Raw genomic sequence first — 21,765 nt, 5'->3', positions numbered from 1 at the left:
GGCGAGGCCTTTCAGGTCAGGCCGCGCGACGCGTTGCGTCGATGCTCCACGGGCCGGGGCCGGCGGCGGCGATGTAGAGAAAGACGAAGCAGTACAGGATCGCCGCGTCGCCGCCGTTCAGCACCGGGAAGAAATCGCGCGGCGCATGCGCCAGCCAATAGGCGAAGGCCATGGTGCCGGAGGCCAGGAAGGCGGCCGGGCGGGTGAACAGGCCGATCAGCATCAGGAAGCCGGTCACCAGCTCGATCACCCCGGCAAACCAGCTCAGCGTGAAGGCCTCCGGCCCTCCGCCGGCACCATCGGCCACGGGGAAGCCGAGCAGCTTCTGGGTGCCATGCGCCATGAAGATCAGCGCCGCCACGATCCGAAGGACGGAGAGCAGCCGCGGCGCCCAGGTGGTGGGGAGGGGGGAGGTCGTGGTCACGTCGATCGCCATGCGCAAAATCCCTGACACGAGCGGAATGCCCGTGATCTGGGCTTGCAACGCAGACGGCGACCTCACGGCAACGTGAGGTCGCGGAGCCGTGAACTATCCGGCGATGGGAAGCCTGGTGCCGACCAGCACGTCACGCGACACCAGCGCGGCGAGGCGCTCGGCGTCCCAGCCCTCGGTGCCGGCGGGCCGGGTCGGCAGCACCATCCAGCGGTAATCCGCGGTGCTGTCCACCACCCGCACCTCCGTCCCCTCCGGCAGGGCGGTGCCCCATTCGGCCAGCACGCCGCGCGGGTCGCGGATGGCGCGGGCGCGGTAGGCGGCGGATTTGTACCAGTGCGGCGGGTAGCCGAGCACGGCGCGCGGGTAGCAGGAACACAGGGTGCAAACCACCAGGTGGTGCAGCCCCTCCCGGTCCTCCAGCACGCCGAGCGGCGGGGCGCCGGCCATGGAGACGCCCATCGCCTCCGCCGCCTGGGCGCCATCGCGCAGCAGCAGGGCGCGGTAGTCCGGGTCGGTCCAGGCGCGGGCGACCATGCCGGCGCCGATGCGGGGGTCGGCACGGTCCGTGCGCTCGATCTGGGCGGCGATCTCGGACTCCGAGACGATGCCTTTCGCGGCGAGCGCGGCGGTGAAACGCTCCAGCAGCGCGACGCTGTCGGCGGAGGGGGCGTGCGCCATCACACGGGCTCCAGCCAGTGTTCGTACAACTCCACCAGCACGGTGTCGCCGGCCTGGCCCTCGTTCCACAGCGCCGGCTGGTCGAAGCGCACATGGTACAGCGGGATGGTGGCGGCCGGCCGGGCGAAGGCCAGGTCTTCCGGGTTGCGGTAGGAGCCGAGCGGCTTTTCCACCACGCCCTGCCGCCCGCGCAGATAGTGCGGCGTGCGGATATGGCAGGGACCGCGGAGCTCGGGGAAATCCGCCTTCACGCGGATGGGCGTGCCGGGGGCGAAGGCTGTCATGGGTGCAGATCCTCCGGTGCCACCACGCCCTTCTCCGCCATCAGGCCGGAGATCGAGCGCAGCCAGCGTTCGTAGTAGCCAAGCGCGTGGTACTCGGCCTCCGGCAGCGCCTCGATGCCCCGCCGCAGTTCATCCACCGACATCAGGCCGCGCTGGGCGAGCAGCTGGCGCAGCGCGTCGACGCGCTTGCCGAAGGCATCCGGCGGCGCCTCGTCATCCGGCTCGACCGGCGTGCAGCGGAAGCGCGGGGCGCCGCCGATGTCGTGCGTCGCGGGTGGGGGTGCTTCGTCGGGCATGGCAAAAGCCTATTTGATTTCCTCGGTGGCGCCCACGCCCCAGATCTCGGCGCGGCGCAGATAGCCACGATGGCCGGAAACCTGCACCTCGCACCAGGGGGCGTCGGCCTCGCATTCGCGGATGCGGGCGATGACGCCGGGGCGGATGCGGGCGACGGCGGCGGCACCCTCCTCCGCCCGCCGGCGCAGCGTCGCCTCCGGCGTGGCGGAGGGAGGGCGGACCAGCACGGTGCGGCGGCCGGCGAGCGTCGAGGAATGCACCCAGCCCTCCGCCCCCTCGGCGTCGCGGATGCGGCGCCAGAGCTGGAACTCGCCGACGATCTGCACCGGCAGGTCGCGGCGCTGGAAGGTCCACTCGATCGGGTAGCTGGTGGAGGGTCCGACCCGCATGTTCACCTCGTCCGAGCGCAGCGCGGCGAAACGCGGCAGCGGCAGGCCGGTGGCCGGGCCGATGGTGGGCGCGGCGGGCGTCGCCGGCAGGGCAGGCGCGGGCGGGCGGGCGGCCGCGGCAGTTGCGGCGGCCGCCGCGGCGGCGGCAGCGCCGGTGGCGGCAGCGGCCGCCGCTGGCCGGCGATTGGCGGGTGGCGTGGTGCCGCCGACGGTGGGCGGGGTGGCGCGGGGCCGTGCCGGGGTGGTGGGCGGCCGCGCCGGGGTGGCCGCCGGGCGGGCAGGGGCCTGCACCTGCGGCGCCCGGAACGGCTGCGCCGGGGCCTGCTGGGACTGCGGCGCTGCGGGCCGGGCCGGCGGCGCGGCCAGGTTGCGCGGCTGTTCCGCCGGGACCAGGCGTGGCGCGCCGGCGGGGTTGGGCATGGGCGCGGCGGCCCGTGGCGGCGCCAGGCTGCCGGGCGTCGGCGCCAGGCTGGATTGCGGGCGTGCCTCTCCGGCACCCAGGGCGAGCAGGATCAGGGCAAGCGGGGCGGGACGGGCGAGCGACATACCCGATCCCTCCCCCATCCACCCGTGTCGGGTCAAGCGTGCTATAGCGTCGCGATCTGGCCCTCGCCCACCGCGGCCAGGAACGTCACGATTCCGGCTACCTCGACGCCCTGCGCCAGCGAGCCGGGTTCAATGTCCTCCGCGCGCAGCCCGGCCTCGCAGGCGATGCGGCGGATGCCGAGTTCGGCCGCGGCCTCCAGCAGGGTCGCCAGCGTGGCGACGCCGCGCTCAGCCAGCAGCGCCTCCCGCGCATCGGACAGCAGGGGCGGATCGGCGAGGAACAGCCGGCAGCCGGCATTGCTGGCGAATAGTACGACATCCCGCCCGATCGCGGCGGCGCCGGTGGCCAGCACCAGGGCGTAGTGCGTGCGGTCGTGCGCGCCGGACAGCAGCAGGATGCCGAGCGGCGCGCTCACACCGCGCAGGCCGGCGCGGCGTGGGCGGACAGGTCGTGGATGTCGGCCCCCGGGCCACACAGGCGGCAGGCCGGGTCGCGCTTCAGGGTGACGGTGCGGAACCGCATGTCCAGCGCGTCCCACAGCAGCAGGCGTCCGGCGAGGCCCTCGCCGATCCCGAGGATGAGTTTCAGCGCCTCCGTCGCCTGCAAGGTGCCCATCACGCCGGTGACGGCGCCGAGCACCCCGGCTTCCGAACAGGTCGGCACCAGGCCCTCCGGCGGCGGTTCGGGGTGCAGGCAGCGGTGGCAGGGGAAGCGGGCGCCGTCATGGCTGCGGAACACCGAAAGCTGGCCCTCGAAGCGCAGCACGGCGGCGGAGACCAGCGGCCGGCCGAGCAGGTGGCAGGCATCGCCGAGCAGGAAGCGCGTGGCGAAGTTATCCGTGCCGTCGCAGACCAGGTCGTAGTTGCCGATGTTGTCCCAGGCCCAGCCGGCATCCAGGCGACGGGCATGGATTTCCACGCGCGTCTCCGGGTTCAACGCGGCGATGGCCTCCGCGGCGCTGTCCGCCTTGTTGCGGCCGATGCGGGCGGTGACGTGGGCGACCTGGCGTTGCAGGTTGGACAACTCCAGCCGGTCGTCGTCGATGATGCCGAGCGTGCCCACCCCCGCCGCCGCCAGGTACAGCGCCAGCGGCGAGCCGAGCCCGCCGGCGCCCACCAGCAGCACCCGCGCGGCCCGCAGCTTCGCCTGGCCAACGGCGCCGACTTCCTCCAGCAGGATGTGGCGGGAGTAGCGGCGGAGTTCCGCTTCAGTGAAGTCCAGGTCCATGCCGCCGATATGGGCGCGGCGGGGTGGTGGCCGCAAGGCAGGCTCCGTGCGGGCGGCGGTGGCTTCCTGTTCCCAGACGGGAATCTTGGGGCGGTCGTGCCGCAGCGCCGCGCCGGCGGCGACCAGCAGGGGGGCGCGCAGGGGTTTTGCCCGTTCCAGGTCCAGCCGCGCCTCCGGCGTTTCCGGCGCCCGCGCCAGCAGGCGTTCGGCCAGCAGGTCGCCCAGGCGCGCGCGGGCCTCACCCTCGATGCAGACGAAGCGCCAGGGCTTCAGCCCGCCATGGTCCGGGGCCCGCAGGGCCGCCGCGACGGCGAGCGACAGTGCCTGCGCGCCGGGACCCGGGTCGTGCAGAAGGCGCGGCGGGACGGAGGCGCGGCCGAGCAGGGCGGCGACCGCGGGGGAAAGCGGGAGGGGAGCTTCGGGCATGGCTGCCTAGATATGCGAATCACTCGCAAGTGCAAGGTCAGCCAGCAGGGGTTGGCGGGGGCGCGCGGCCCCCACCACCAGGTTCAGCCGAAGATGTCGGCCGGGCTGTCCTTGCGCAGGCTGTCGCCCAGTTCGCGGCCCATTGCCGCCGCATCGGCGCGCGCGCCCCACAGCTTGCGCTTCAGCAGGAAGGAGCCGTCGGCGCGGGCCACCAGCCCGGTCAGTTGCAGCGATCCGTCCGCCAGGAACTGCGCATGCCCGCCGATCGGCGTGCGGCAGGAGCCATCCAGCGAACCCAGCAGGGCGCGCTCGGCGGCGCTGACGCAGGCGGCATCGCGATCCTCGATCGCGGAGAGCAGTTCGCGCAGCTCGTGGTCGTCCGCGCGCACGGTGACGCCGACGATGCCCTGGCAGGCGGCCGGCACCATCACTTCCGGGTCGATGACCACCGCGGCCTCATGCGCCATCTCCATCCGCCGCAACCCGGCGATGGCGAGCAGCGAGGCTTCCGGCCCGCCGGAGGCGCGCACCTTGGCGAGGCGCATCTGCACGTTGCCGCGGATGATCTCCACCTGCAGGTCCGGCCGCGCATGCAGCAGCTGGCTCTGCCGGCGGATGGACGCGGTGCCGACCAGGGCGCCCTTCGGCAGGCAGGCATAGGGGTCTTCCGAGGCGGCGCCTTCGCAGGTCGGGCCGAGCACGATGGCGTCCCGGCTGTCCTCCCGCTTCAGGGCGCAGGCCAGCACGATGCCGGCCGGCAGCTCGGTCTCCAGGTCCTTCATGCTGTGCACGGCGAAATCCACGCGGCCATCGAGCAGCGCCTCGTGGATCTCCTTCGCGAACAGGCCCTTGCCGCCGATATCGGCCAGCCGCTTGTCCTGGATCTGGTCGCCGGTGGTGGCGATGACGCATTCCTCGAAGGCTTTCACCTGCCGCAGCAGCGGGCAGACCTCCGTGATGAGGCTGAGGAAGTGCCGCGTCTGCCACAGCGCCAGCGGGGAGCCACGCGTGCCGACGCGCAGCGGCAGGGTGCGCGAGGATTGCCGGTGCTGCGGCGAGCGGCCATGGATGGCACCGCGCTGGCGCATCGCCTCGGCGGCGGTGGAGTCCTGGTTCGACAGCAACATGGTCAGGCGTCTCCACGCGAGGGCGAGGTGGTCGGGGCCACGCGCGGGCCGGCGAGGCCGACAAGATGCGCGAGATCCTTGAAGAAGATCTTCACGTGGGCCACCGGGTCGCGCTTCACGAGTTCCTTGTTCATGTACGCCTCCCAGGTCAGGCGCTGCACGTCCTTGTCCCGACAGATCGCGACGAACTTCTCGCGGCGCTTGTCGGAGGAATACCAGAAATACTGCATGATCCCGAGGATCAGGAAGACGCGGCCATGCGCCTTCATGAAGCGCTTGCGCGCCGTGGCCAGCGCGCTGGCGCGGCCGGTCGCGCAGAACTCGGCGGCGGCATCGGCGGCGAGCCGGCCGCACAGCATGGCGTAGTAGATGCCTTCGCCGGAGGACGGCGCGACGACGCCGGCGGCATCGCCGGCCAGCACCACGTCACGGCCGTTGTCCCAGCGCTTCAGCGGCTTCAGCGGAATCGGCGCGCCTTCGCGGCGGATCGTCCTGACCTTGTCGAGCCCGGTGCTGGCGCGCAGGTCGCTGACCGAGTTGCGCAGCGAGAAGCCCTTATGCGCGGAGCCGGTGCCGATGGAGACCTTGTCGCCATGCGGGAAGATCCAGGCGTAGAAATCCGGCGAGAGCTTGCCCTGGTAGAACACGTCGCAGCGCGTCGCATCGTATTTGGGCGCTTCCGTCGTCGGCGCCTCGACGATCTCGTGGTAGGCGAAGACGCAGGGGATCTTGTCCGCGCCCTTCACCGATTGCTTGGCGACCTGGCTGCGCGCGCCATCGGCGCCGATGATGCAGCGGGCGCGCACCCGGATTTCCTCCGTGGCGCCCTTCGGCGTGTAGGCGACGACGGCGACGCCATCCGCGTCATGCTCGATGCGCTCGAAGCTGCCGGTCCGGCGCTCGGCGCCCGACTCCGCGGCGCGAACTCGTAGAAATTCGTCGAAGCCGTCGCGGTCGACCATGCCGACATAGCCGCCATCGATCGGCATATCGACCTCGGCATCCGACGGCGCGATCATGCGTGCCGCGTTGACGCGCGCCACGATCATGTGGTTCGGGATCTCGAAGTCGCGGATCAGGCGGGGCGGGATGGCGCCGCCGCAGGGCTTGATGCGCCCGGCCTTGTCCAGGAGCATCACGCTGCGGCCCTGCCGCGCCAGGTCGTGCGCTGCGGTGGCGCCGGCCGGACCGCCGCCCACCACCACGACGTCGAATTCGTCGAAGCTCATGCTTCCTGCCTCCCCATCAGCAACCGGACGTTACCGGTGCCGCGTCGTTCATTCGCTGAGCCGCGCCCGATGCGCAGCGCCAGCACGGCCGCGGCGAGGAACAGCCCCGCATCGGCCAGGAATACCGTGACATAGCCACCCTGGGCGCTGCCGCTGAGCAGCCGCCCGAGATCCAGCACCACCGTGCCGGCCAATCCGCCCGCGCCGAAGGCAATCGCCTGCGCCGCGCCGAACATCCCCATCCGCACGCCCTGCCGGCCTTCGCGCCCCTGGCTGACCAGTTGCATCATCGAGGCGATGGCCGCCGCGGCGAAGGCGCCGTTGGCCAGGCCCAGCACGAAGAAGCTTTCTGCCAGCGGGAAGCCGGTGCCGGCGATGCTGGCCCCGGCCAGCGCCGCCAGCAGCGCCGCGGCGGACAGGCAGCCCCCGATGATCCAGCCGCGCAGCACCGCGACGCGGCCGCCGGTCAGCGTGCCGACGATGGCGATCAGGATCATGCCCGCCAGCACGCCGCCATGCTGCACGGAGGACAACCGGGTGGTTTCGCCCAGCGTCATGCCGAAGACGGTGCCGGCGAAAGGCTCCAGGATCAGGTCCTGCGCGCTGTAGGCCAGCATCGAGACGAAGACGAAGATGGTGAAGTGACGCGCGACGGGCTCCGCCCACACTTCGCGCAGTGCCGGCAGGAAGGGCGTCCGCTCGGCCGGTGCGGCCTTTTGGGGCGCACCCTCGATGCCGACCACCGCGACCAGCGCCAGCAGGAAGGCGAGCACGGACACGCCGGCGGAGACCGCGACCAGGCGCGGCCCGGAATAAGGGTCCAGCAGCCGGCCGGCGACGGCCGTGGTCAGCACGAAGCCTGCGATCATCATGATCCAGACCAGCGAGGCCGCCGCCGGCCGCCGCGCCGGCGCGACCCGCGCCGCCAGCAGCACCAGCAGGGACGTGCCGGCCGCACCGACGCCGCCGCCGACCAGCAGGAAGGCCACGACCGCGAGTGCCATGCCGGAGATCAGCGAGGACGCCATCCAGGCCGTCGCCACCGCCGCCAGCACGCCACCCAGCCCCAGCACGGCCATGCCGCCGATGATCCATGGCGTGCGCCGCCCGCCCTGGTCCGACCCATGGCCAAGCCGCGGCCGCAGCATCTGCACCGCGTAGTGCAGCGCCACCAGAACGCCCGGCAGAGTCGCCGGCAGCGCGTGTTCCACCACCATCACGCGGTTCAGCGCCGCCGTGGTCAGCACCACCACCGCGCCAAGTGCGGTCTGCACCAGCCCGAGCCGGACGATGCCAAGCCAGCCCAGCGGCGGCAAAGTGCTGTTCATGGTGCGAGCGCCACGGCGGACGCCATCATGCCGGAGACATACAGCGTGATCCCGGTGCCGTTGTACCAGGGCGCCAGGCCGCGCGGATCGCGCAGCAGCTTCCGCATCAAGGCAAGCTGCGCCAGCAGGGCTGCCGCCACCAGCAGCGCCGCGATAGGCGCACCCCAGGTCGCCAGCAGCGCCACCACCACCGCCTGCGGCACCGCCATGAAGACGCAGGCGACGCGCGCGGCACGCGGCGCGCCGAGGATGACGGGCAGGGACCGCAGGCCGAAACGCGTGTCGCCCTCGATCGACTTGAAGTCGTTCAGCGTCATGATGCCATGCGCGCCGAGGCCATACAGCACGGCCACCAGCACCACGCGCCCATCCGGCGCGCCGGCGGACAGCACGGCGACGGCGGTGATCCAGGGCAGCGTCTCGTAGGACAGGCCGCAGGCCAGGTTGCCCCACCAGCCATTCTGCTTGAGGCGCAGCGGCGGCGCGGAATAGATCCAGGCCATCACCACCGCCAGCACCGTCGCGGCGAAGCCCCAGGCGCCCAGCCCGGCACCGATCGCCAGGGACACCAGCGTCCAGGCGATGGCAACATACAAACCCCAGCGCCCGGGAATGCGACCCGACGGAATCGGCCGGTTCGGCTCGTTGATCGCATCCACATGCCGGTCGTACCAGTCGTTCACCGCCTGGCTCATGCCGCAGACCATCGGCCCGGTCAGCAGGATGCCGAGCGCGATCAGCGGCGCGTTGTCCAGCACGTTGACGCCGGAGGCCGCGACGCCGCAGGCGAAGGCCCACATCGGCGGAAACCAGGTGACCGGCTTCAGCAGTTCCAGCACCGCCGCCGGTTGCAGGCGGGGCGTGGCGCTTGCCGTGAAGGTGGCGGGACCGTCCATCACGGCGCCTGCTGTTCGTCGAGGTCGCCGAGGCCGTAGCGCCGCAGCTTCACATACAGGCTCTGCCGCGACAGGCCGAGCATCTCGGCGGCCGAGGCGCGGTTGTCGCCGGTCAGCTCAAGCGCCGCCTCGATGCACAGGCGCTCGATTGCATCCGTCGCCTCGCGCACCAGGTCCTTCAGCGGCACGCGGCCGATCAGCTCCGTCAACTGCTCCACGCTGCGCGTCGCACCTTCCGCGGCACGGGCGGGTGGGCGGGTGCGCGGGCCGATGTCGCGGATCTGGAAGCCGAAGCAGGAGGCGCCGCCATTCATCACGGACACCGCGGAGATCTCGACCTCCGCCTGCGCGCCCAGCTCGCCCCGCAGCACGGTGGTGTACAGCCGGACCGCGCCGCGCGTCCGCAGGTTGGACATCAGCACATCGAGTTCGACACCCTGCCGCCCGATCCAGCGGTCCAGCGTCTCGCCCCGCGCCTGCTGTTCGGTGTTGAGCTGCGCCATGTCGAGGAAGGCGGCGTTGGCGGTCAGCACATGGGCGGTCGCATCAGTGACCACGAAGCCGTCCGGCGCCGCCTCCACCACCTTCAGCAGCTTAGACTGTGCATCCGGCAGCAGGATCGCATCGCCGCCCTGATGGGCCACCGACAGCCGCACCAGGAACAGCAGCCCGCCTTCCTGCCGGAAGGTGGAGGCGGAGACGACAACGGATTCGCCGCCATCGGCCAGTCGTGCGGAGACATCATCCGCGCGCCCGGCGCTGCGGACGTTGGCCAGCAGCGCCTGCACCGCGGCGCGGTCCTCCGGCTCGAACACCTCGTTCAGGGTTCGGCCGGGCATGCGCTTCGCGTTGCGGCCGAACAGGCGCTGCGCGGCGGGATTCGCCTCGATCACGCGCTGCTGTTCCGCTTCCAGGATCAGCACCGGGTCCATCGACATCTGGAACAGCAGGCGGTAGCGCGTCTCGGCCTGGCGCAGGCGCGAGTAATCCCGCTCCATGGATTGCTGCACCTCGACCATGCGCTGCTGCAGCTGCGACAAGGGCCGCAGGTCGCGCCCGAACACCACGTGCCGCCCCGCCTGGCCCACCGGGGCCACCGAGCACAGCAGGGGAATGGAGGCGCCGCGCGCCGAAAGCTGGTTCACATGGCGCCAGCGCACCGAATCGGGGGCCGGCCGCGTGGCCAGCATCGCCTCGACCTTCGAGCGGCTGTCCTTCGCCACGGTGTCGCTCCAGGCCCGGCCCAGCCAACTGTCCTGGCCGTCGAATTCGCGGAACAGCTCCTCGTTGCTGAAGGCCAGGTCGCGAATGATGCCGGCCTCGTCAAGCACGAGCGCGATATCCGCTGCGGCGGCGAGCAGGCCTGCCATGGCATCCGCATCGAGCGGGCCGAGCGACGTCCTGGGAGTGGCGAACGGTTTCACGAAGCATTGCGTCCTTCATCCCAAGGGTCCCCTCCCCAGCCTGTCCTCCTGCACGTCACGTCGTAGTCATTCGAACGACCTCAGGCCTCGCGCATCAGCAGGGCCAGCAGCGTTTCCGCCTTCAGCGCCGCCTGTTGACCATCTGCCGCCGTCGCATCCGCACCGACCAGGGCCGCCAGCTCCGGCCGCTCGTTGAACACCCGTCCGCCGACGAGCACCCCGACCTGCGGATTGCGCGACGCCCGCCGGATTTCCCGGATGGCGCCCGCCAGAACCTCCAGCCGATCCTCGCAGGCCAGCGAGAAGCCGACCGCGGCGAACCACTGCCGCCGCACCACGGCGGCGAGTTCCTTCACCGTCGTCCCGGAGCCGCTGGAAACCTCCCAGCCCTGGCGCCGGAAGAATTCGCCCACCATCAGCAGGCCGAAGCTGTGCTGTTCCCCCGGCACCGGGGCCAGCAGCACGCGGCGGTCCACATCGGCGCGGCCGAGTCGCGGGCGGAAGGAGGGGCTGTTCTCCAGCACCACCTGCTGCAGGCAGCACAGGCCGATGGTGACCGCCGTGAAATCGCAGCGATCCTGTTCCCACAGGTCGCCGAGATGCCGCGCCACCGGCGCCAGCAGATGCAGGTAGATGCAGTCGAGCGGCATGCCGCGCGCCGTCAGCCCACCGACATAGGCCAGCGCCCCGGCCAGGTCGCCCTGCATGGCAAGGCCCGAGACCACGGAGACATCCTCCGCCTGCGGCAGGCTGCCGCCGGGGCTGTCGATGTAGGCCGGCGCATTCGCCTCGCGCCGCGACAGGATGAGGCGGGGGATGACCTCCGTCTCCAGGGTGCGGGCCAGCAGCGCCACGCGGCGCCGTTCCGCATTGGCAGGGCGCGGCCTGCCGGCGTTGACTCCGTGCGGCGCACCGATCGGCGCGCGCGACACGGCCCGGTCGCCACCAGCTGCCTGGTCGAGCCCCAGCCCGGCATGCGGGGAGGAACCCGCCTCCGGCGTACGGCTCATCTCGGACATCTGGTTGAGTGCCATCATTGGCTTCGCGGACATCGCCCCTCTCCGGTTCTTCTACTTGATGCCTGACGCCCCGGCCTGTCAATCGCGATTTACGTCAATCGCGCTTGACACTACGAAGGTCCGGCCTCTAGCCTCCCTGACAAGCACGGTGTGGGGAGAGAAAGTGATGCGCAGGGACGCGGCCAAATCGGCCAACGAGCGCGGTTTTCTCCCCGGTATCCCCCATCGCAGGCTGTCTGCCAGGTGCCACGGCAGCCTTGATCGGGCAGCGGACAGCCTTTGCAGGAGGATTGTCAAGCCATGCTGACAATGAACGGTCTGTCCGGGTTGCTTGACGCCCTGGACGCGTCCCCTTGGGGCGCCACCACCGGCCGCGCCAGGCGCGAGGCGGCAGCCAGCCGGCGGCCCCTGTATACGCCCGAGGAACGCCTCCGCCGGGATGCGACGCCCTGGACGCTGGTGCAGGGCGTGCTGGCACCGATCCAGTTCGCCGTCTTCCTGGTGAGCCTCGGCCTGGTATTGAACTTCCTGATGACCGGGCAGGGACTCGCGGTGGCCACCGCCTCCGTCGTGGTGAAGACGGGCCTGCTCTACACCATCATGGTCACCGGTTGCGTCTGGGAGAAGGTGGTGTTCGGCCGCTACCTCTTCGCCCCCGCCTTCTTCTGGGAGGACGTGTTCAGCATGCTGGTGCTGGCGCTGCACACCGCCTACCTCGCCGCCGTGCTGACCGGCTTCGGCGACGGCCAGGGGCAGATGCTGCTGGCGCTCGCCGCCTACGCCGCCTACGTCGTCAACGCCGCGCAGTTCCTGCTGAAGCTGCGCGCCGCCCGGCTGGATGAAGCCCGCAGCCACACCGGGCTGGCGGCATGAGCGCCGCGGCCGCCCTTCCCGTGACCGGCTGCGGCGACGCGCCCGTGCTGCGGGAGCGCGGCCAGCGCGAGGTGTTCTGCGGCCTGACCGGAATCGTCTGGCTGCACCGCAAGATCCAGGATGCCTTCTTCCTGGTTGTCGGCAGCCGCACCTGCGCCCATCTGCTGCAATCCGCCGCCGGCGTGATGATCTTCGCGGAGCCGCGCTTCGCCACCGCCATCATCGATGAGCGGGATCTCGCGGGCCTCGCCGACTGCAACGCCGAGCTCGACCGTGTGGTGACGCGGCTGCTGGAACGGCGCCCGGACATCAAGCTGCTGTTCCTGGTGGGCTCCTGCCCGTCCGAGGTCATCAAGCTGGACCTGTCCCGCGCCGCGCAGCGCCTGTCCGGCCGCTTCATGCCGCAGGTTCGCGTGCTGAACTACAGCGGCAGCGGCATCGAGACGACCTTCACCCAGGGCGAGGATGCCTGCCTCGCCTCCCTGGTGCCGGAGATGCCGGCGGAACCCGGCGCCGCCCGGTCCCTGCTGGTGGTCGGCGCGCTGGCCGAGGTGGTGGAGGACCAATTCCTCCGACTTTTCGCAGCCCTCGGCGTCGGCCCGGTCCGGTTCCTGCCGTCCCGTCGTGCTTCCGAATTGCCGCCGGTCGGCCCGGGCACGCGCTTCCTGCTGGCGCAGCCCTTCCTGGGCGACACCGCCCGCGCGCTGGAAGCCCGTGGCGCCACCCGCATCGCCGCCCCCTTCCCGCTGGGCGTGGAGGGCACCACGGCGTGGCTGACCGCCGCCGCCGAGGTCTGGGGCACGCCGCCCGCGCGCATCGCGGAAGCCACCGCCAGCGCCGCCAGCCGCGCCACCGCGGCGCTGTCGCGCATCCGCGAACGGCTCGCCGGCAAGCGCATCTTCTTCTTCCCGGACAGCCAGCTGGAAATTCCGCTGGCGCGCTTCCTGTCGCGCGAACTCGGCATGGAACTGACCGAGGTCGGCACGCCCTACCTGCACCGCCAGCACCTGGCCGAGGAACTGGCGCTGCTGCCGGCCGGCACGATGCTGTCCGAGGGCCAGCATGTGGACCGGCAGCTCGACCGCTGCCGCGCCCTGCGGCCGGACCTGACGGTCTGCGGCCTCGGCCTGGCGAACCCGCTGGAGGCGGAGGGGCTGACGACGAAGTGGGCGATCGAGCTCGTCTTCACGCCGATCCAGGGCTACGACCAGGCGGCGGACCTCGCCGAGCTGTTCGCGCGCCCGCTGCTGCGCCACGCGAAGCTGAGGGTGTAGCCGCCATGCAGCTCGCGCTCTGGACCTATGAAGGCCCCCCCCATATCGGCGCGATGCGTGTCGCCACCGCGATGGACGGCGTGCACTACGTGCTGCACGCGCCGCAGGGCGATACCTACGCGGACCTGCTGTTCACCATGATCGAGCGCCGCAGCAAGCGCCCGCCCGTCACCTACACCACCTTCCAGGCCCGCGACCTCGGCGGCGACACCGCCAACCTGTTCCGCGAATCGGTGCTCGATGCCTATGAGCGCTTCAAGCCGCAGGCGATGCTGGTCGGCGCGAGCTGCACGGCGGAGCTGATCCAGGATGATCCGGGTGGGCTGGCCAAGACGCTCGGCCTGCCGATCCCGGTGGTGCCGCTGGAACTGCCGGCCTACCAGCGCAAGGAAAACTGGGGCGCCGCTGAGACCTTCTACCAGCTCGTCCGCGCCTGCGCCGGGCCGCATGTGCCGAAGCCCGGCACGGTGCGGGCCAAGGGCGCGGTACCGCGTTGCAACATCCTCGGCCCGACGGCCCTGGGCTTCCGCCACCGCGACGACGTGCCGGAAGTGGAGCGGCTGCTGTCCGCGCTCGGCATCGAGGTCAATGTCATCGCGCCGATGGGCGCGACGCCGGCGGACCTCGCCACGCTGGGCGATGCTGATTTCAACGTGGTGCTGTATCCCGAGACCGCCGGCCTGGCCGCGGCCTGGCTGAAGCGCAGCTTCGGACAGCCGAGCACCACCGTGGTGCCGATCGGCGTCGGCGCGACAAGGGATTTCGTGCGTGAGGTGGCGCAACTGGCCGGCGTACCGGCGACGACATCCGAAGGCGCGCTGCGACTGCCGTGGTATTCACGCTCCGTCGACAGCACCTACCTGACCGGCAAGCGCGTCTTCATCTTCGGCGATGCGACGCATGCCATCGCCGCGGCGCGCGTGGCACACCAGGAACTCGGCTTCACCGTCGTCGGCCTCGGCAGCTATTCGCGGGAATTCGGCCGCGAGGTGCGTGCCGCCGCGGCGCTGTATGGCGTGGAGCCGCTGATCACCGACGACTACCTGGAGGTCGAGGCGCAGATCGCGGCGCTGCAGCCGGAACTCGTGCTCGGCACGCAGATGGAACGCCATGTGGCCAAGCGGCTCGGCGTGCCCTGCGCGGTGATCTCGGCGCCGGTGCATGTGCAGGATTTCCCGGCGCGCTTCTCGCCCCAGATGGGGCTCGAAGGCGCCAACGTGATCTTCGACACCTGGGTCCATCCGCTGATGATGGGCCTGGAGGAACACCTGCTCGGGATGTTCCGCGAGGATTTCGAGTTTCACGACGGCGCGCAGGCGTCCCACCTGGGACACGCCGCGCCGCCACAGTCGGGCAGAGAGGCAGCGCCCGCCGCGCAGCCCATGCCCGTGCCCGCGGCGGAGACTCCCCACTCCGCCGCGGGCGCCCTCATTTTGACGTGGGGCCTGGATGCCGAGAAGGAGCTGAAGAAGATTCCCTTCTTCGTCCGCGGCAAGGCCCGGCGCAACACGGAACGCTTCGCGCAGGAACGGGGGATCGGCACCATCACGGTCGAGACCCTGTACGACGCGAAGGCGCATTTTTCTCGGTGAGGCATTCCTCTCGCCGCAGGACCGGAGGGCCGCATGCCTGAGGGTATGAATTGGGTTTCCTCGACCACGATCCGTATCGTCGTGGTGACCATGGACAGCCATCTGGCGGGCGCCATGATGCAGGCGCGCGATGTGCTGCGGCAGGACATCCCCGGGCTGGAACTGGCGATCCACGCCGCCGACGAATGGGGCACGGATGCGGAGGCGCTGAAGGCCTGCACTGCGGGCATCGCGCGCGGCGACATCGTGATCGCGACCATGCTGTTCCTGGAAGACCACATCAACCTGGTGCTGCCGGCGCTGCAGGCGCGGCGCGATGCCTGCGACGCGATGGTGTGCTGCATGTCCGCCGGCGAGGTCATGAAGCTGACCCGCATCGGCCGCTTCGACATGGGCGCCGAGGCCAAGGGCGTGATGGGCCTGCTGAAGCGCCTGCGCGGCTCGAAGCAGTCCGGCGCGGCGTCTTCCGGCAAGGGCCAGATGAAGATGCTGCGGGAGCTGCCGAAGCTGCTGCGCTTCATCCCCGGCACCGCGCAGGATGTGCGGGTGTATTTCCTGGCGCTGCAATACTGGCTCGCGGGCAGCCAGGCGAACCTTGCAAACCTCGTGCGCCTGCTGGTGAACCGCTACGCCGCCGGGCCGCGTCGTGCGCTGGTCGGCACGCTGAAGGTGGCGCCGCCCATCGAATATCCCGAGGTCGGGCTGTATCATCCCCGCATTCCGGGCCAGGTGACGGATCGTGTCCTCAATCTGCCGGGCCGTGGGCGCAGCGGCACGGTGGGGCTGCTGATCATGCGGTCCTACGTGCTCGCCGGCAATGCGGCGCATTATGACGGCGTCATCAACGCGCTCGAGGCGCGCGGCCTGAACGTGGTGCCGGCCTTCGCCAGCGGGCTAGACAACCGCCCGGCGATCGATGCCTATTTCCGGCGCGAGGGCATCACCACCGTGGATGCCGTCGTCTCCCTGACCGGCTTCTCGCTGGTCGGTGGCCCGGCCTACAACGATGCGCGCGCGGCGGAAGAAACGCTGGCCACGCTCGACGTGCCCTACATCTCCGCGCACCCGCTGGAATTCCAGACGATGCGGCAATGGCAGGCCGATCCGCGCGGGCTGCTGCCCGTGGAAGCCACGATGATGGTGGCGATTCCGGAGCTCGATGGCGGCATCCTGCCGATGACCTTCGGTGGCCGCTGTGGCGCGTCCTCCACCGGCGTACGCTGCCCCGGCTGCGATGGCGTCACCTGCGGTCGCGACATGGTTTCCTACACCGAACGCGCCACCACGCTCGCCGCACGGGTCGCCAAGCTGGTCGCGCTGCGGCGCGCGGCGCGGGCGGAACGCAAGGTGGCGGCGGTTGTCTTCAACTTCCCGCCGAATGCCGGCAACACCGGGACCGCCGCCTACCTGTCCGTGTTCCAGTCGCTGTTCAACACGTTGGGCGCGATGCGCGATGCCGGCTACACCGTGGAGGTCCCCGCCGATGTCGACACGCTGCGGCGCGCGATCACGGAGGGCAACGCCCAGACCTTCGGCGCCATCGCCAATGTCGCGGCGCGCATTCCGGCCGACGACCATGTGCGGCGCGAAGTGCACCTAGCCGAGATCGAGCGCACCTGGGGCCCCGCACCCGGCCGCGCGCAATCCGACGGCGCCAGCATCTTCGTGCTCGGCGCGCGCTTCGGCAACGTCTTCATCGGCGTGCAGCCCGGCTTCGGCTACGAGGGCGACCCGATGCGCCTGCTGTTCGAGCGCGGCTTCGCGCCGACGCACGCCTTCAGCGCCTTCTACCGCTGGATCCGCGAGGATTTCGGCGCCCACGCCGTCCTGCATTTCGGCACCCATGGCGCACTGGAGTTCATGCCGGGCAAGCAGGCGGGCCTTTCGGCCGAGTGCTGGCCGGACCGGCTGATCGGCGACCTGCCGAACCTGTACCTGTATGCTTCGAACAACCCCTCCGAAGGCATGCTGGCGAAGCGGCGCGCCGGCGCCTCCCTCATCAGCTACCTGACGCCGCCGGTGACCAGCGCCGGGCTGTATCGCGGCCTGCTGGACCTGAAGGCGACGCTGGATCGCTGGCGCGCGCTGGAGCCGGAGTGCGACGCGACCGTGCGCGCCTCCCTCGCCGAGCTGGTGCAGGCGCAGGCCGCCGCGGTGGACCTGGCGCCGGCCGAGCCGGCCTGGAGCGAGGCCGAGGCGCCGACTGTCATCCAGAAGCTCGGCAACCAGCTACTGGAGCTGGAATACACGCTGATCCCGCACGGCCTGCATGTGGTGGGCGAGGTGCCGGATGCGGCGCAGCGCAAGGAAATGCTGGAGGCGGCCGGCGTGACCGACGCCGCGGAATTCGCGCGGCTCGACGAGTTGCTGGCGACGGAGCATGAGCTGCCGGCCATCCTGCACGCGCTCGATGGCGGCTATACGCGGCCGGCGCCTGGCGGCGACCTGCTGCGCACCACGGATGTGCTGCCGACCGGCCGCAACCTGCACGGCTTCGACCCCTTCAAGATCCCATCGGCCTTCGCCGTGAAGGATGGCGCCCGGCAAGCCGACCGCCTGCTGGCGCGCCACGCCGCGGACGGCAAGGGCCTGCCGGAGACGGTGGCGATCGTGCTGTGGGGCACCGACAACCTGAAGACGGAGGGCGGCCCGATCGCCCAGGCGCTATGGCTGATGGGTGCCGAGCCGCGCCACGACAGCTATGGCCGCCTGACCGGCGCGAAGCTGGTGCCGCTGGACGTGCTGGGCCGGCCGCGCATCGACGTGATGGTGACGCTGTCCGGCATCTTCCGCGATCTTCTCCCCCTGCAGACGAAGCTGTTGGCGGAGGCCGCCCTGCTGGCGGCGAGTGCCGAGGAGCCGATCGAGCAGAACTACATCCGCAAGCACGCGCTGGCCCACCTCGCGCAGCACGGCGGCGAGATGGCGCAGGCCGCGTTGCGGGTCTTCGGCAATGCGGATGGCGCCTATGGCACCAACGTGAACCAGATCCTCGATGCCGGGCTGTGGACGGATGAGGACGAACTCGCCGACGCCTATGTGAAGCGCAAGGGCTTCGCCTACGGCGTCGATGGCAAGGCGGCGCGGCAGGACCAGGTGCTGACGCAGCTGCTCGCCAGTGTCGACGTCACCTACCAGAACCTCGACAGCGTCGAGGTCGGACTGACGACCATCGACCAGTATTTCGACACGCTCGGCGGCATGAGCCGCGCGGTGCGGCGCGCCCGGGGCGGCCAGGAAGCCAGCGTCTACGTCGGCGACCAGACCCGCGGCGAGGGCACCATCCGAAGCGTCGCCGAACAGGTGGCGCTGGAGACCCGGACGCGGGCGTTGAACCCGAAATGGTTCGAGCCGCTGCTGGCGCATGGCTACGAGGGCGTGCGGCAGATCGAGGCGCAGGTCACGAACACCATGGGCTGGTCGGCGACGACCGGGCAGGTGGCGCCCTGGATCTACCAGAACCTGGCCGAGACCTACATGCTCGACCCCGCGATGCGCGCGCGCCTCGCGGCCCTGAACCCCACCGCGTCCGCCAAGATCGCCAACCGGCTGATCGAGGCGCAGGAGCGGCAATACTGGCAGCCGGATGCCGAGACCCTGGCCGCGCTGCGACGCGCGGGCGAGGAGCTCGAGGACCGGCTCGAAGGCATCACCGAGGAGATGGCGGCATGACCGTGATCGTGCGACCGCGCCCCGACGAGCGTCTCATCGGCGATGGGGATGGCAGCGTGCAGGTGCACATGCCCGACCCGCTGAAGATCGATGGCGCGAAGGTTTTCGCCGTCTATGGCAAGGGCGGCATCGGCAAGAGCACGACGAGCTCCAACCTGTCCGTCGCCTTCGCCAAGTTGGGCAAGCGCGTGCTGCAGATCGGCTGCGACCCGAAGCACGACAGCACCTTCACGCTGACCGGCCGGATGATCCCGACGGTGATCGACGTGCTCGACGGCGTCGGCTTTCATTCCGAGGAACTGCGCGCCGAGGATTTCGTGGTCGAGGGCCGGCACGGGGTGATGTGCGTCGAGGCCGGTGGGCCGCCGGCTGGCACGGGCTGCGGCGGCTATGTGGTGGGCCAGACGGTGAAGCTGCTGAAGGAGCATCACCTGCTGGAGGACACGGACATCGTGATCTTCGACGTGCTCGGCGACGTGGTCTGCGGTGGCTTCGCGGCGCCGCTGCTGCATGCGGATCGTGGCGTGATCGTCGCGGCGAATGATTTCGACAGCATCTTTGCGATGAACCGCATCGTCGCGGCCATCAAGGCGAAGTCGCAGAACTACGGCGTGCGGCTGGGCGGCGTGATCGTCAACCGGTCCAAGGACACCGACCAGATCCAGAAATACAATGATGCGACCGGCATGAAGATGCTGGCGCATCTGCCGGACCTCGACGTCATCCGGCGGTCGCGCCTGAAGAAGGCGACGCTGTTCGATATGGAGCAGTCGCCGGAGGTGGAGGGCGTCTGCAAGGAGTACCTGCGGCTCGCGGCAGGCCTGCTCGCCGGCGTCACCCCGCTGGAGGCAACGCCGCTGAAGGATCGGGAAATCTTCGACCTGCTGGGGTATGATTGATGACCAGCGCCAGCTACCAGGCTCGCCGCGGCGAGCTGGAAACCTATTTCGACCGCACCGCCGTGAAGGCGTGGGAACGCCTGACCTCCGACGCACCGGTCAGCGGCATCCGCGCCACGGTGCGCGCCGGGCGCGATGCGATGCGCGGACAGTTGCTGTCCTGGCTGCCGCCCGACCTGCGCGGCAAGCGTGTGCTGGATGCCGGCTGCGGCACCGGGGCGCTGGCCGTGGAAGCGGCGCGTCGAGGGGCGGAGGTGGTGGCCGTCGATATCTCCCCGACCCTGGTCGCGCTGGGGCAGGAACGCGCGGCGGGGCAGCATGGTGCCGGCCATGTCAGCTTCCATGTCGGCGACATGCTGGACCCCGCCTTCGGCCGCTTCGATCATGTGGTCGGGATGGATTGCCTGATCCATTACAAGCCGGCCGACGTGCTGCGCGCGCTGGATGGCCTGGCCGCGCGGACGGAGCGCAGCATCCTGTTCACCTTCGCGCCGCGCAGCGCCTTCCTGATGGCGTTCCTGACGGTCGGTCGTCTGGTGCCGCGCGGTGATCGCTCGCCGGCCATCGTGCCGGTGGCGGAAGCCACGCTGCGCCGGCTGGTGTCCGGCCATCCGACGATGGCCGGCTGGCATCCGGTGCGCACGCATCGCGTCGCCAGCGGCTTCTACACCTCCCAGGCCCTGGAACTGGTGCGGCGATGACGAAGCGACCCGGCCGGATCATCCGTCTGTGGCAGGGCGTGGGGCCGCACCTGCTGCCCTTCGCCAACGCCACCTCGGAACGCCTGCCGATGTCGCGGCTGCTGCGGCTGTCGCTGTTCCAGATTTCCTGTGGCATGGCGGCGGTGCTGCTGGTTGGCACGCTGAACCGCGTGATGATCGTGGAACTGCATGTGCCGGCCTGGCTCGTCGCCTCCATGGTCGCGCTGCCGCTGGTCTTCGCACCGGCGCGGGCGCTGATCGGCTTCAAGTCGGATACCTACAAATCCGTCCTCGGCTGGAAGCGCGTGCCGTATCTATGGCTCGGCACCGTCATCCAGTTCGGCGGGCTGGCGATGATGCCCTTCGCATTGCTGGTGCTGTCCGGTGATACCTGGGCGGAGCCCTGGGCCGGGCAGCTGGCCGCCGCCATCGCCTTCCTGATGACCGGCTTCGGCATGCACATGGTGCAGACCGTGGGCCTGGCGCTGGCAACCGACCTGACGCCGCGCGACCAGCAGCCGAATGTCGTGGCGATGCTATCGGCGATGCAGCTTGTCGGCATGGTGCTGTCGGCGCTGGTGTTCGGCGCGCTGCTGGCGGATTTCTCGCAGCTCCGGCTGATCCAGGTGGTGCAGGGCGCGGCGGCGCTGACGCTGGTGCTGAACCTGGTCGCGGCCTGGCAGCAGGAAGTGCGCGACCCCTCGCGCACGGCGCGCACCGGTGAGCCTGAGCCGACCTTCCTCGAAGCCTTCCGCGCCCTGCGCAAATCCGGCCCGTGGAATCGACGGCTGCTCGGCGCCGGCATCGGCACCGCCGGCTTCACCATGCAGGACGTGCTGCTGGAGCCCTATGGCGGGCAGATCCTCGGCCTGTCGGTCGGTGCCACGACGGCGCTTTCGGCGCTGCTCGCAGGCGGGGCGGTCATCGGCTTCCTCCGCGCGGCGCAGCGACTTGGGCAGGGTGCCGACTCGCATCAGGTCGCGGGCCATGGCGCGCTCGTCGGCATCGCCGGCTTCACCGTCATCATCTTCTCGGGCGCCTTCGGCAGTGGCGCGGTGTTCGCCGGCGGCGTGGCGCTGATCGGCTTCGGCGCCGGGCTATTCGGCCATGCGACGCTGACGGCCTGCATGCGCGCCGCACCGGCAGACCAGGTCGGGCTCGCGCTCGGCGTCTGGGGGGCGGTGCAGGCGACCGCCGCGGGTTGTGCCATCGCGCTGGGCGGCGTGCTGCGGGACGTGATGTCCTCGCTCGCGACATCCGGCGCGCTGGGGGAGGGGTTGGCCCTCGCCGCCACCGGCTATGTCAGCATCTACCTGATCGAGATCGCCCTTTTGTTCGTCACCCTCGCCGTGGTCGGGCCCCTGGTCCGCAACCGCGGCGCGTCTCGCCCGCAACAAGCCGCCGGCCTTGCCGGTCCGGCACACGTCTGACCATCCAAGGAAGCGGA

The 21,765-nt window shown here is 70.8% G+C and carries 20 protein-coding genes and 1 pseudogene; 7 read left to right on the top strand and 14 right to left on the bottom strand.

Annotated features, from left to right (window positions below; all coding sequences use genetic code 11):
• Positions 1-16 precede the first annotated feature (16 nt).
• The 14 genes and pseudogenes from ACFHPP_RS14440 to ACFHPP_RS14375 all read right to left on the bottom strand — a co-directional run bounded on the left by ACFHPP_RS14440 (position 17) and on the right by ACFHPP_RS14375 (position 11,340).
• On the bottom strand, positions 17-436 hold the full coding sequence (locus tag ACFHPP_RS14440; RefSeq protein WP_437163945.1) for a DoxX family protein: 420 nt from the start codon (positions 434-436) through the stop codon (positions 17-19).
• A gap of 93 nt (positions 437-529) precedes the next feature.
• Complete coding sequence (locus ACFHPP_RS14435; RefSeq protein WP_437163944.1) at positions 530-1,114, bottom strand: nitrile hydratase subunit alpha; 585 nt, start codon at positions 1,112-1,114, stop codon at positions 530-532.
• Positions 1,114-1,398 carry an SH3-like domain-containing protein gene (locus tag ACFHPP_RS14430; RefSeq protein ID WP_437163943.1) on the bottom strand — a complete coding sequence of 95 codons (285 nt, stop codon included), beginning with the start codon at positions 1,396-1,398 and terminating at the stop codon, positions 1,114-1,116. Before ACFHPP_RS14430 ends, ACFHPP_RS14435 begins: the two co-directional genes overlap by 1 nt.
• Positions 1,395-1,694 carry a nitrile hydratase gene (locus tag ACFHPP_RS14425; protein WP_437163942.1) on the bottom strand — a complete coding sequence of 100 codons (300 nt, stop codon included), beginning with the start codon at positions 1,692-1,694 and terminating at the stop codon, positions 1,395-1,397. The genes ACFHPP_RS14430 and ACFHPP_RS14425 overlap by 4 nt, the downstream gene beginning before the upstream one ends.
• A gap of 9 nt (positions 1,695-1,703) precedes the next feature.
• Positions 1,704-2,630, bottom strand: a complete 927-nt coding sequence (locus tag ACFHPP_RS14420) for an SH3 domain-containing protein (RefSeq protein WP_437163941.1) — start codon at positions 2,628-2,630, stop codon at positions 1,704-1,706.
• A gap of 41 nt (positions 2,631-2,671) precedes the next feature.
• On the bottom strand, positions 2,672-3,046 hold the full coding sequence (locus tag ACFHPP_RS14415; RefSeq protein ID WP_437163940.1) for a hypothetical protein: 375 nt from the start codon (positions 3,044-3,046) through the stop codon (positions 2,672-2,674).
• Entirely contained in the window at positions 3,043-3,858 is an 816-nt protein-coding gene (locus ACFHPP_RS14410; protein WP_437163974.1) for a HesA/MoeB/ThiF family protein, read from the bottom strand. The genes ACFHPP_RS14415 and ACFHPP_RS14410 overlap by 4 nt, the downstream gene beginning before the upstream one ends.
• Before the next feature lie 81 nt (positions 3,859-3,939).
• Positions 3,940-4,284 (bottom strand): annotated as a pseudogene (locus ACFHPP_RS14405) (nitroreductase family protein); the annotation flags it as partial.
• 83 nt (positions 4,285-4,367) lie between these two features.
• Entirely contained in the window at positions 4,368-5,411 is a 1,044-nt protein-coding gene (hemC, locus tag ACFHPP_RS14400) for a hydroxymethylbilane synthase (protein WP_437163939.1), read from the bottom strand.
• A 2-nt stretch (positions 5,412-5,413) separates the two neighbouring features.
• A complete protein-coding gene (locus ACFHPP_RS14395; protein WP_437163938.1) occupies positions 5,414-6,640 on the bottom strand; it encodes a geranylgeranyl diphosphate reductase in 1,227 nt (408 codons plus the stop codon).
• Entirely contained in the window at positions 6,637-7,968 is a 1,332-nt protein-coding gene (locus tag ACFHPP_RS14390) for a BCD family MFS transporter (protein WP_437163937.1), read from the bottom strand. Before ACFHPP_RS14390 ends, ACFHPP_RS14395 begins: the two co-directional genes overlap by 4 nt.
• Positions 7,965-8,864 (bottom strand): chlorophyll synthase ChlG, encoded by a 900-nt coding sequence (chlG, locus tag ACFHPP_RS14385; RefSeq protein ID WP_437163936.1) that lies wholly within the window; start codon positions 8,862-8,864, stop codon positions 7,965-7,967. The genes ACFHPP_RS14390 and chlG overlap by 4 nt, the downstream gene beginning before the upstream one ends.
• A complete protein-coding gene (gene ppsR / locus ACFHPP_RS14380; protein WP_437163935.1) occupies positions 8,864-10,288 on the bottom strand; it encodes a transcriptional regulator PpsR in 1,425 nt (474 codons plus the stop codon). Before ppsR ends, chlG begins: the two co-directional genes overlap by 1 nt.
• A gap of 80 nt (positions 10,289-10,368) precedes the next feature.
• Positions 10,369-11,340, bottom strand: a complete 972-nt coding sequence (locus tag ACFHPP_RS14375) for a cobalamin B12-binding domain-containing protein (RefSeq protein ID WP_437163934.1) — start codon at positions 11,338-11,340, stop codon at positions 10,369-10,371.
• A gap of 267 nt (positions 11,341-11,607) precedes the next feature.
• On the opposite strand from ACFHPP_RS14375, the gene bchF reads away from it, so the two are divergent.
• From bchF to ACFHPP_RS14340, 7 genes are read left to right on the top strand one after another with little or no spacing between them, the layout of a single operon-like run.
• Positions 11,608-12,180 carry a 2-vinyl bacteriochlorophyllide hydratase gene (bchF, locus tag ACFHPP_RS14370; RefSeq protein WP_437163933.1) on the top strand — a complete coding sequence of 191 codons (573 nt, stop codon included), beginning with the start codon at positions 11,608-11,610 and terminating at the stop codon, positions 12,178-12,180.
• On the top strand, positions 12,177-13,454 hold the full coding sequence (locus tag ACFHPP_RS14365; protein WP_437163932.1) for a ferredoxin:protochlorophyllide reductase (ATP-dependent) subunit N: 1,278 nt from the start codon (positions 12,177-12,179) through the stop codon (positions 13,452-13,454). The genes bchF and ACFHPP_RS14365 overlap by 4 nt, the downstream gene beginning before the upstream one ends.
• A gap of 5 nt (positions 13,455-13,459) precedes the next feature.
• Positions 13,460-15,046 (top strand): ferredoxin:protochlorophyllide reductase (ATP-dependent) subunit B, encoded by a 1,587-nt coding sequence (gene bchB, locus ACFHPP_RS14360; RefSeq protein WP_437163931.1) that lies wholly within the window; start codon positions 13,460-13,462, stop codon positions 15,044-15,046.
• Between the two features lie 33 nt (positions 15,047-15,079).
• A complete protein-coding gene (locus ACFHPP_RS14355; RefSeq protein WP_437163930.1) occupies positions 15,080-18,718 on the top strand; it encodes a magnesium chelatase subunit H in 3,639 nt (1,212 codons plus the stop codon).
• Entirely contained in the window at positions 18,715-19,617 is a 903-nt protein-coding gene (gene bchL / locus ACFHPP_RS14350; RefSeq protein WP_437163929.1) for a ferredoxin:protochlorophyllide reductase (ATP-dependent) iron-sulfur ATP-binding protein, read from the top strand. Before ACFHPP_RS14355 ends, bchL begins: the two co-directional genes overlap by 4 nt.
• Positions 19,617-20,318: a magnesium protoporphyrin IX methyltransferase gene (bchM, locus tag ACFHPP_RS14345; RefSeq protein WP_437163928.1), complete on the top strand. Its 702-nt coding sequence runs from the start codon at positions 19,617-19,619 to the stop codon at positions 20,316-20,318. The genes bchL and bchM overlap by 1 nt, the downstream gene beginning before the upstream one ends.
• Complete coding sequence (locus ACFHPP_RS14340; RefSeq protein WP_437163927.1) at positions 20,315-21,748, top strand: PucC family protein; 1,434 nt, start codon at positions 20,315-20,317, stop codon at positions 21,746-21,748. The genes bchM and ACFHPP_RS14340 overlap by 4 nt, the downstream gene beginning before the upstream one ends.
• Positions 21,749-21,765: the final 17 nt, after the last annotated feature.

It is taken from the genome of Falsiroseomonas sp. E2-1-a20, assembly GCF_051433195.1.
Classification (GTDB): domain Bacteria; phylum Pseudomonadota; class Alphaproteobacteria; order Acetobacterales; family Acetobacteraceae; genus Falsiroseomonas.
The sequence above is the reverse complement of the archived record's forward strand: the minus strand, read 5'-3'. Positions and strand labels throughout refer to the sequence as shown.

Bases quoted from the DNA above. Each gene is read 5' to 3' on its own strand.
- ACFHPP_RS14440 (WP_437163945.1), bottom strand. From the start codon at position 436: ATGGCGATCGACGTGACCACGACCTCCCCCCTCCCCACCACCTGGGCG.
- ACFHPP_RS14435 (WP_437163944.1), bottom strand. From the start codon at position 1,114: ATGGCGCACGCCCCCTCCGCCGACAGCGTCGCGCTGCTGGAGCGTTTC.
- ACFHPP_RS14430 (WP_437163943.1), bottom strand. From the start codon at position 1,398: ATGACAGCCTTCGCCCCCGGCACGCCCATCCGCGTGAAGGCGGATTTC.
- ACFHPP_RS14425 (WP_437163942.1), bottom strand. From the start codon at position 1,694: ATGCCCGACGAAGCACCCCCACCCGCGACGCACGACATCGGCGGCGCC.
- ACFHPP_RS14420 (WP_437163941.1), bottom strand. From the start codon at position 2,630: ATGTCGCTCGCCCGTCCCGCCCCGCTTGCCCTGATCCTGCTCGCCCTG.
- ACFHPP_RS14410 (WP_437163974.1), bottom strand. From the start codon at position 3,858: ATGGACCTGGACTTCACTGAAGCGGAACTCCGCCGCTACTCCCGCCAC.
- hemC (WP_437163939.1), bottom strand. From the start codon at position 5,411: ATGTTGCTGTCGAACCAGGACTCCACCGCCGCCGAGGCGATGCGCCAG.
- ACFHPP_RS14395 (WP_437163938.1), bottom strand. From the start codon at position 6,640: ATGAGCTTCGACGAATTCGACGTCGTGGTGGTGGGCGGCGGTCCGGCC.
- ACFHPP_RS14390 (WP_437163937.1), bottom strand. From the start codon at position 7,968: ATGAACAGCACTTTGCCGCCGCTGGGCTGGCTTGGCATCGTCCGGCTC.
- chlG (WP_437163936.1), bottom strand. From the start codon at position 8,864: ATGGACGGTCCCGCCACCTTCACGGCAAGCGCCACGCCCCGCCTGCAA.
- ACFHPP_RS14375 (WP_437163934.1), bottom strand. From the start codon at position 11,340: ATGTCCGCGAAGCCAATGATGGCACTCAACCAGATGTCCGAGATGAGC.
- bchF (WP_437163933.1), top strand. From the start codon at position 11,608: ATGCTGACAATGAACGGTCTGTCCGGGTTGCTTGACGCCCTGGACGCG.
- ACFHPP_RS14365 (WP_437163932.1), top strand. From the start codon at position 12,177: ATGAGCGCCGCGGCCGCCCTTCCCGTGACCGGCTGCGGCGACGCGCCC.
- bchB (WP_437163931.1), top strand. From the start codon at position 13,460: ATGCAGCTCGCGCTCTGGACCTATGAAGGCCCCCCCCATATCGGCGCG.
- ACFHPP_RS14355 (WP_437163930.1), top strand. From the start codon at position 15,080: ATGCCTGAGGGTATGAATTGGGTTTCCTCGACCACGATCCGTATCGTC.
- bchL (WP_437163929.1), top strand. From the start codon at position 18,715: ATGACCGTGATCGTGCGACCGCGCCCCGACGAGCGTCTCATCGGCGAT.
- bchM (WP_437163928.1), top strand. From the start codon at position 19,617: ATGACCAGCGCCAGCTACCAGGCTCGCCGCGGCGAGCTGGAAACCTAT.
- ACFHPP_RS14340 (WP_437163927.1), top strand. From the start codon at position 20,315: ATGACGAAGCGACCCGGCCGGATCATCCGTCTGTGGCAGGGCGTGGGG.